This is a genomic window from Aneurinibacillus sp. UBA3580 (assembly GCF_002375825.1).
GTDB lineage: Bacteria > Bacillota > Bacilli > Aneurinibacillales > Aneurinibacillaceae > Aneurinibacillus > Aneurinibacillus danicus.
Map to the genome: position 1 here is coordinate 8,412 of NZ_DFMZ01000042.1, position 4,994 is coordinate 13,405.

The following is a 4,994-nucleotide window of genomic DNA, read 5'->3' on the forward strand; positions in this document are numbered from 1 at the left end:
CATGAGCGGTTCAAGCAGCACTCCCATAAAATGGGCGAGTCCCAGCCCGAGGAGAATTTCCGATGTAATAAAAAAGGGAAGAAGCGCGGGGAACACAACGTCCCACCAGATTTTCAGGCCGCGCAACGCTGCTAGAAATGATGCCTGGGGAAACAACAGCAGACTTGCTGCCAGAACAAACGAAATGACAGCGAACAGGGCAGTGTTAATGTACGGTTTTATGGAACGCATAGGCATTTCTCCTTACTCTCGTATGTATAGATCTGTCGTGCTACCGGGACGGACAGGGCCTATCCTTATATGTACGGGGCGAAAAAGCAAAATAGACCTGAACGGAAAACGGAGGGAATGGTATGCCGCGCATCGGATTGGCTTTAGGAGCAGGCGGCGCGCGAGGATTCGCGCATATCGGCGTTTTGGAAATACTTGAAAAGCACGGAATTGTGCCCGCTTATTTGTCGGGAAGCAGCATGGGAAGCCTGGTAGCGGCACTGTATTCGTGCGGATTTACACCGCAAATGTTGGAGAAGCTTGCAGTAAATTTAAAGCGGAAACACTGGTTGGACCTGTGTGTGCCCGGCATGGGATTTGTTACGGGAGAGAAGCTGCGTCATATCGTAAAACTGCTGACCCGAAATAAAACAATCGAAGAATTGGAACGTCCGTTGTCTATCGTCGCTACCGATCTGGTATCGGGCGAGCGGGTGGTGTTCACAGAGGGACCGATCCACGAAGCGGTACGTGCCAGTGTGTCGATTCCGGGTATTTTTGTACCGTACAAATTAGGGAGTAAGTTATTAGTAGATGGCGGAGTGGTCGATCGGGTGCCGATTGAGCTTGCGCGTAGCATGGGGGCCGAATTGACGATCGGTGTGGATGTATCGCTTGCCCCTTCGAATAGCCCGGTCCGTACGTTTTTTGACGTGATCTTCCAAACGATTGATGTGATGGAACGCGAGATTTTTCTTCACCGTACCGTTCATGCGGATATTATGATTCGACCGGATGTCGGGCGGTTTAGTTCGACATCCTTTACGAATATTGACGAGATTATCGAAGAAGGAAGAAAGGCGGCACGGCTGATGGTGCCGCACATTCAAGAGAAAATAGAAGATGGGAGGAAACGTGCATGATTGGCCGCCGGCGTTTTTTAGGGGGACGCTTTGCCCCCTTTATCGCCGCCGTGCTTGCTGCGGTGGTGATACTGGCCGTGGTGCTCTACCCGACCGACTATTATATTATTCGTCCCGGATCGGCGATTGAGCTTCAGCCGATGGTTACGGTTGAAGGAGGACAGAAAGATGAGAAGGGTATGCTTATGCTGACCACGGTTCGTATGAGCAAAGCCAATGTACTGGGTTATTTGTACGCCAAAACCGACCCGTATGCGGATCTTGTGAAAGAGACGACGGTTCACAGCCCGCACGAAACGGACGAGCAGTACAACCTGCGGGAGCTGCAGGAGATGAAAAATTCACAGCAAAACGCTATGATTGCCGCATTCCGTAAAGCGGGACTGCCTGTAAAAGTCAACGAGCAGGGTGCTCTCGTTGTATTTCTTGTATCGGACATGCCTGCTAAGCAATACTTGAAAATCGGAGACGTCATTACGAAAGTAGATGACCGAGAGATCAAAAACGCGGCACAACTGCTCGCTGTATTGAAAGGAAGAAAAGCAGGGGAAACGGTTAAGTTAACGTTTATTCGGGACGGACAGGCTAAAACGGCGGACATCAGGCTAAAGGCATTCCCGAAAACGCCGGGGCAGAAAGAGACACGTGCCGGTATCGGCATTGCGTATCCAAATCCGGACGGCCCTACTACAAAGCGGGATATCGAATTGCCGAAGAAAGTGACGATTCAGTCTGAGAATATCGGCGGTCCGTCTGCGGGTATGATGTTTACGCTTGAAATTTTTAACCAGTTGACACCGGGCGATTTGACCAAGGGGTACCGTATCGCCGGGACAGGCACCATTAACGCCGACGGAAGGGTTGGGCCGATTGGCGGAGTGAAGCACAAAGTGCGTGCATCGGATAAGATGGAGGCCGACATTTTCTTTGCGCCGGATAATCCGACGCCGGCGGGAAGCAAGCAGCGTTCAAATTACGCAGATGCGAAGGCAGAGGCAGAGAAGCTTGGCACGAAGATGAAGATCGTGCCGGTGCGTACGTTGGATGATGCGATTAAATATTTGGAAAGTCTGCCGCCAAAGGGCGGCAAATAAAAGTCGTCATTCGCATTCAAAGTGCAGCGGGGGTTGCCAGTATTCCCGCTGCATTTCTTTTTGGCGCAGGTGCTCTGGAAATGCAAGAGCATACAGGGATCCGGCCTGAACATCCAGCGCAAGCATCGGGTGCTTGTTTTTACCGACACGGGTGATGACAGGGAGCGTGCTTGTTTCTTTCATTTTTTTCAGCAGGCGCTGGCCGACACGATTAAAGCCGAGGACGCGAATATACGCAGGTCCCTGGCCATTTACTGCAGCATTCATTTTCTTGCGCGTTAGATTGAACATACTATATAGAAGCAGGCGCTGCAGCCGCGCCCAGGTATAGCGTTTTGTTTTTACAGTCTCCATAAGCTCGCGGAACGAAGCAGCGCGGGGCAGCGCTGCAAGTAAGCGGTGTTCAATTCCCTCGTTCATCTCGTGGATAGCTCCTAGCTCGTCCGGCCAGCGGGTAAGCAATTGATGCTGAAGATATGGATAGAAAAGGTTCCATGTAACGGGAAAGCGTCCTGCCGCTTCCTCTTTCCGTAATATATCGCTTGTGCTGGCAGGCACGTATGGACGAATCGCTTCGATTCCGCCGGATGGCTGTTCGGCGATCAGCTTGCGCAATGCCGTTGCGCTGGCGATGCTCTGATCGGTGACCGTCATCTGATGGTAGCCTGCTTTCTGCCGCTTGATGGTGGCAGGGCGAATGGAGCTTCGCAGTCGATGAAGAGCCAGACAGTAATTCAAGCCAAGAATGTTATTTGGCTCGGCGGCGTGACTGCGTACCGTATCATCAACCAGGCCCGGAAGCGCTGCCTGAATCGCTTCCCCGTACGCGGCAGGATAGCTGAGTCCCTGTTCTAATCCCTGTCGCAATGCCTGCTGAAATGCGATCGGCTCATCGGCCAGAACAGCTGCCAATTCTTCTATCCAGGCAATCTCGCCGCTCTCCGATCCGAAGCATATTTCATTTACCACTCCGGTGGCGTGCAGCGTGGCGACCGCACCGAATGCGAATTGCTCGGCATTCTGTGTTGCATAGACAAACGGGATTTCGAGCACAAGGTCCACACCCAGGCGGAGCGCCATCTCGGTGCGCGCCCACTTGTTCACGATGGCCGGCTCTCCGCGCTGCAGAAAATGCCCGCTCATGACCGCCACGACCGCATCGGCACCGGTTTGCCTTTTTGATTCGGTGAAATGATAGGCATGGCCGTTATGTAAAGGATTGTATTCAACAACCATTCCAATTGTTTTCATGTTGCACTTCCTCCGCTTGGTATTTGTTTCAATAGTATAGGATTTGGGAAAGCAAAGGCAATGCCGGTTATTTATTCAAAATTATAGGGTGTCAAGATTGTTTCCTTGACATATTGTTCGAGGAAAAGTATAATAACTTTTGTTGCTTGAAATGAGGTGGCATCGTTATGAAATTGAAAAAAAACCAGCTGCTTCAGCTGCGGGGCGGCAAGCTTCCGATTGACGAGACGGTGGAGCTGAACCTTGCGCGGAAGCATCAGCAGCTTGTCGAGTCGAAGCCTGCCCGCTTTACCGGAGAAGCATATGCAGCAACGGGATTGTTTGTTGTAGAAGGCCGCTTATCCGGCGAGCTTACGATGGAATGCGCCCGCTGTCTGGCGAAGTTTCCGTACCGTTATGATGTAGGCGTGAAGGAAACATTTATGGATGAGAATCAGATTGAATTCGATGTAGACGAAGAAATGGAGATTCATCCGCTTAAAGACGAGGAAATCGATTTAACCCCGTATCTGGAAGGTGCGGTGCTCTTGTCGCTGCCACACACGCTGGTATGTAATGAAGATTGCAAAGGTTTATGCCCGGAATGCGGCACAAACCGCAACGAGAAAGACTGCGGCTGTGTAGTCGAACGCATCGATCCGCGGCTGGCTGTGCTGGGTGAACTTTTTGGAAAGCTAGACAAATAAAAGCTTTTCATTTACCTGAAAATCAGGTATGATGATTGTTGTGTTTTGATGGATAACTTGTCCCATCAAATAGATGCTTTGATTGTAATCTTGTGAAGGGGGTGGGATACATGGCAGTACCTCAAAGACGGACGTCGAAAACTCGTAAAAATAAGCGTCGGACTCACTTCAAGCTGGAAGTTCCGGGCATGGTAAAATGCCCTGAGTGTGGCGAAATGAAGCTGGCTCACCGCGTATGCAAAAGCTGCGGCACATACAAAGGAAACCAGGTTGTGAATAACGCTTAATAACCCAGGAGGCGAAAAATGAGCTCGATCATTTTCGTCTCCTTTTTTATTTCTGATCGTAAATTAAGAATATGCGGCTAAAAGATCCGTAGTTCTCCTTCAATTGTCCTATGGGGCGGGCAGCGTATACTTCCTCTTAGGAGCGTGCCCCGGTGACATGCCCATTCCTTCTTTCGGTCCGTCCTTCTGTGCTGTTCAGTATGCAGCTTCTTGTCTTATGTGCTCGAATGCTGACTAGTTTTCTGAAGTGGCAGGAATTTATTTTCCTTACGCGAAAATAAATGGCAAAATCGAAAAAAGAGCGTTGTTATTTCAAAACTTTTTTTATATACTGCTATTAGTAGCTGGTAATAAGAACGGTTGAGTACGTGGAGATACTATAGGTGGTGAAGCAGGATGGCTCGCCTTGCGAAGAAAGTTCGCCAGGAGGCACTGCACAATTTGCTTCTGGCAAGCCCGTTCTACACGGATGAAGAACTTGCCGCGCATTTTGGCGTTAGCATCCAGACCATTCGCCTCGACCGGCTGGAACTCGGCATTCCA

Annotated in this window: 6 protein-coding genes and 1 pseudogene; 5 read left to right on the forward strand and 2 right to left on the reverse strand. The window is 50.4% G+C overall.

The window, feature by feature from the left end:
* Positions 1–231, reverse strand: a pseudogene (locus B2899_RS06485) (sporulation integral membrane protein YlbJ); the annotation flags it as partial.
* Positions 232–353: 122 nt separating this feature from the next.
* On the opposite strand from B2899_RS06485, the gene B2899_RS06490 reads away from it, so the two are divergent.
* Positions 354–1,133, forward strand: coding sequence for a patatin-like phospholipase family protein (locus tag B2899_RS06490; protein ID WP_146809435.1), 780 nt, complete (start codon positions 354–356; stop codon positions 1,131–1,133).
* Entirely contained in the window at positions 1,130–2,227 is a 1,098-nt protein-coding gene (locus tag B2899_RS06495; RefSeq protein ID WP_286884565.1) for a SepM family pheromone-processing serine protease, read from the forward strand. Before B2899_RS06490 ends, B2899_RS06495 begins: the two co-directional genes overlap by 4 nt.
* A gap of 6 nt (positions 2,228–2,233) precedes the next feature.
* On the opposite strand, the gene B2899_RS06500 is transcribed toward B2899_RS06495, so the two are convergent.
* Entirely contained in the window at positions 2,234–3,478 is a 1,245-nt protein-coding gene (locus tag B2899_RS06500; protein ID WP_286884567.1) for a nucleotidyltransferase, read from the reverse strand.
* Between the two features lie 167 nt (positions 3,479–3,645).
* On the opposite strand from B2899_RS06500, the gene B2899_RS06505 reads away from it, so the two are divergent.
* From B2899_RS06505 to B2899_RS06515, 3 genes are all read left to right on the forward strand, one after another.
* On the forward strand, positions 3,646–4,164 hold the full coding sequence (locus B2899_RS06505) for a YceD family protein (RefSeq protein ID WP_146809432.1): 519 nt from the start codon (positions 3,646–3,648) through the stop codon (positions 4,162–4,164).
* Between the two features lie 110 nt (positions 4,165–4,274).
* A complete protein-coding gene (rpmF, locus tag B2899_RS06510; protein WP_043066021.1) occupies positions 4,275–4,451 on the forward strand; it encodes a 50S ribosomal protein L32 in 177 nt (58 codons plus the stop codon).
* Positions 4,452–4,847: 396 nt separating this feature from the next.
* A partial coding sequence (locus B2899_RS06515) for a DeoR family transcriptional regulator (protein ID WP_286884588.1) occupies positions 4,848–4,994 on the forward strand: 147 nt, incomplete at its 3' end.